The following is a 3669-nucleotide window of genomic DNA, read 5'->3' as shown; positions in this document are numbered from 1 at the left end:
CCCGGCGGCACGGCTACCTCGACCGGCGTATTCACGGTTATCGTACCGAATCCGGTGCCGACCATCGTGAGCATGACCCCGAACAGCGTGGCGCGCAACACTCCGTCGTTTACCATCACGCTGACGGGTACCAACTTCCTGAGCTCCTCGGTGGTGAACTTCAACGGCACTGCGCTGACGACGACCTTTGTGTCGGCTACGTCGCTGACGGCCTTGGTTCCGGCCAGCGCCGTCATGGTGGCTGGCACGGTGCCCGTTACGGTAACCAATCCGGCTCCAGGAGGAGGCACTTCAGCTCCCGTTGTGTTTACCATCCTCATGGAAACGGCGACGCTGAATGGCCAGGCCCTGGCCGGCTTCGCCCTGTATCCGAACCCCACGGTAGGGGAGGTGACCATCGAGCTGCCCAAAACCTGGACCAACCCGAACCAGCCCGTGCGCCTGACCGACCTGACCGGCCGTACGGTGCTCCAGACCCGCCTCGGTGCCGATGGTAAGCTCAATCTGAGCCAGTTGTCGGCCGGCGTGTACCTGGTGACCATTGGCGAAGGCCCGCAGCAGATTATGCGCCGCGTGGTGAAGAACTAACCATCAGGCGCTAGCCGCCGCTAAAAAAAAGACCTTTCCTAGCCTACAGGAAAGGTCTTTTTTTTGCCCTAGGGCGCAGGTTTAACTATTCCATAACACTTGAGCTTGGTACCCCCTTTAGAAGCAGTTGTAACTTTGCGGCTTTCGTGGTAGGTTTATATTCCCTAAGTACGCTCCTAATTCACACCCTTCCCCATATGATTGCAACCTCTACTTTGCTACCGCGCTTCACCCGGCCCGGTTCTCCCCCGTGGAAATTCCTGTTGCTGCTGCTGCTTTTGTGCCCGCTGGTAGGGTGGGGGCAAGCGGTTAGTATCACGCCGACTCACGATGGTGTCATTGCGAACAACCCAAGCTGGACGCATACAAACATCACGCAGAATACTGCGGGTGGCTATTTGCAGTTTACTTCTGCTTCGTCTCCGACGCTGATTTCCCCAGCGCTGAACTTTACTGCTTACGGAACCAAGACGCTGACTTTCTCGGCGCGAACTTTCGGGGGTACTACAGGTAGCAGCAACGTGATTAACGTCGCTATTTCGGTAAACAATGGGGGCAGTTACACCACTTTGACGCCTAATGCTGTTCCAAATAGCTCTTCCTTTTCCTCGTTTAACTATGATCTGACAAGCTACACCGGTACGCAGGTTCTTGTCCGCATTCAAGATCCGGGAGCAACTAACAGCATAGGGGTAGGGGTTGACAACATCGCTATTACCGGTGTTCTGAACACGCCTACCATTACTTCTATTGATCCAACGACTGTCGTTGCTGGCAGCCCTGGGTTCACTCTGACGGTAAACGGGACCAAATTCGCCAGCACGGCCGTGGTGTCTTTCGGAACGACGGCCCTGACTACCACCTACGTTTCGGCCACGAGCCTGACCGCAGCAGTACCAGCCAGTCTCGTGGCCACGGATGGTAGCTTCCCGGTAACCGCAAAAAATACCACGACGGGTACTGCTTCCAACGCGGCTACCTTCGTTGTGACGGCTGCGGGCAATACTACTCCTACACCCACTGGCTTCAACCCGGCCTCCGGCCCGGTTGGCACGCAGATTACTATTACAGGCACCAACCTGAGCACGATTACTAGCGTAACCATTAACGGGGCTGCGGCCACTTTCGGCTCCGCTACGGCCACCGCAGTTACCGCCACAGTTGCCGCTGGCAATACCACCGGCTCTGTTGTTGTTTCGGATGGTACCACCAACTATACCGTTCCCGGCGGCAGCTTCACCGTAACTGCCGCACCATCGGTAACTACCACTGCCACCACCGCCATCGGCGCTACCAGCGCTACGGCCAATGGCAACGTGACGTCGGCCAACAACTCGACCATCACTGAGCGGGGTTTCGTGTACAGCCTCTCGCCTAATCCTCGCGTTGGAGCCTCAGGCACAACCAAAGTTACGGCTACCGGTACGACCGGTGCCTTCTCGGCCAGCTTGGCCAGCTTGGCCTCCAACAGCACGTACTACGTAGCGGCTTATGCCATCAATGGCGTGGGCACCAGCTATGGCAACGACGATATCTTCACGACTCTGCCCCCGCCAGTCGTTGCTACCCTGACGACGAACCCGGTAACGGCCATTGCCGCCACCAGCGCCACCTCGGGCGGTAACATCACAGCCGATGGCGGCGACGCCGTTACGGTCCGTGGCATTGTGTACGGCACCACGCCCAACCCCCGCCTGGGCGGCACCGGCGTAACGAACGTCGTGAGTGGCAGCGGTACAGGTAGCTTCACGGCCAACCTGAGCGGTCTGACGGCTAACACGACGTACTACGTTGCCGCCTACGCCACCAATACGGCCGGCACGGGCTACGGCGCCGACCAGAGCTTTACCACAACGGCACCTCCCTTTGAGGACTTTGAGGCTGGTTCGAAGGGCAACTACACGACCGGTGATATTACCCTGGCCAGCGGTACCTGGACTTTCGACAACGCACTTATCGGTACGGGTACCACCGACCGGAAGAATGGAACGAAGTCGGCCCGGATTCAGGGCACCACGACCGGGGGCGGCTTCATTGCCATGAACTTCGACAAGCCCAACGGCGCCGGCCTGGTCACGGTCAACGCCGGCATCTTCAGCGGCGACAACACCAGCTCGTCGTTTAAGGTGGAAATTTCCAATGATGGCGGCCTCACCTACACCGACATCACCGGTACCGCGCCCACGCTGACGACCACGCTCACGGCCTTCACGTTCACGGCGAATAAAACCGGTGGGGTGCGGTTGAAAATCAGCACGACCAGCACTGCTAGTAGTGCCCGCATCAACATCGACGATATCTACATCACCAACTACGCTTCGCCCATCACGGCCCCAACCTTTACCGGTATGGCCTTCTGCGTGAGCAGTGCCGCGGCGGCTTTCGACGTGAAGTTCACCCCAACCGGTACCTTCAACGCCGGCAACCAGTTCCAGGTGCAGCTGTCGGGCCCCACGGGCTCCTTCGCCACGCCGACTGTCGTTGGCACGCTGGCTTCTACCAGCAGTGGTGCCGAGCTGACCATTCCCGTTTCGATTCCGGCCGGCACGGCCAACGGCACGGGCTACCGTCTGCGCGTAGTATCAACGGATGCTGCCCTAACCGGCGACAACTCGGTGGCCATTACCATCGTCAACAACCCGACGGTAACGGTAGCCCCCACCGCCGACCAGAGCATTCAGACCAACACCAACGGCACCCAGCTGACTGCCACCGAAACTCCGGCTGCCACTTCGCGCCAGTGGGTATACTCGACCACGTCGGGCGGCACCACGTTGACGCCTATCACGGGTGCTACCGGCCTGAACTACACGCCTAACTTTGCCACGGCCGGCGACTACTACGTGAAAGTAGTATCGACTTTCGCAGCCTGCGGCTCTGTTACCTCCAACGAAGTGAAGATTACGGTAGCGGCCCCCGTCGTTACCCTGACTGCCACGACCTCGCCCGCCACGTCGCCCACCGAAATCAGCGGCCTGACGACGACCGTGGGTACGCCCTCGGCGGCCAAAACCTACGTGCTGAACGGCTCGAACCTGAGCACTACGCCCGTGACGGTAACGGCCCCGGCCGGCTTCCAGG

General features: G+C 59.5%; 2 protein-coding genes. Both read left to right on the top strand.

Going from position 1 to position 3669, the window contains the following annotated elements; translation table 11 throughout:
* On the top strand, positions 1–588 hold a 588-nt coding region (locus tag EWM57_RS20690; protein ID WP_129923199.1), incomplete at its 5' end, for a T9SS type A sorting domain-containing protein.
* An 830-nt stretch (positions 589–1418) separates the two neighbouring features.
* A partial coding sequence (locus EWM57_RS20685; RefSeq protein ID WP_394345438.1) for a beta strand repeat-containing protein occupies positions 1419–3669 on the top strand: 2251 nt, incomplete at its 3' end.

It is taken from the genome of Hymenobacter persicinus (assembly GCF_004167665.1).
Taxonomy (GTDB): domain Bacteria; phylum Bacteroidota; class Bacteroidia; order Cytophagales; family Hymenobacteraceae; genus Hymenobacter; species Hymenobacter persicinus.
This window is presented reverse-complemented; position numbering and strand designations above follow the sequence as displayed.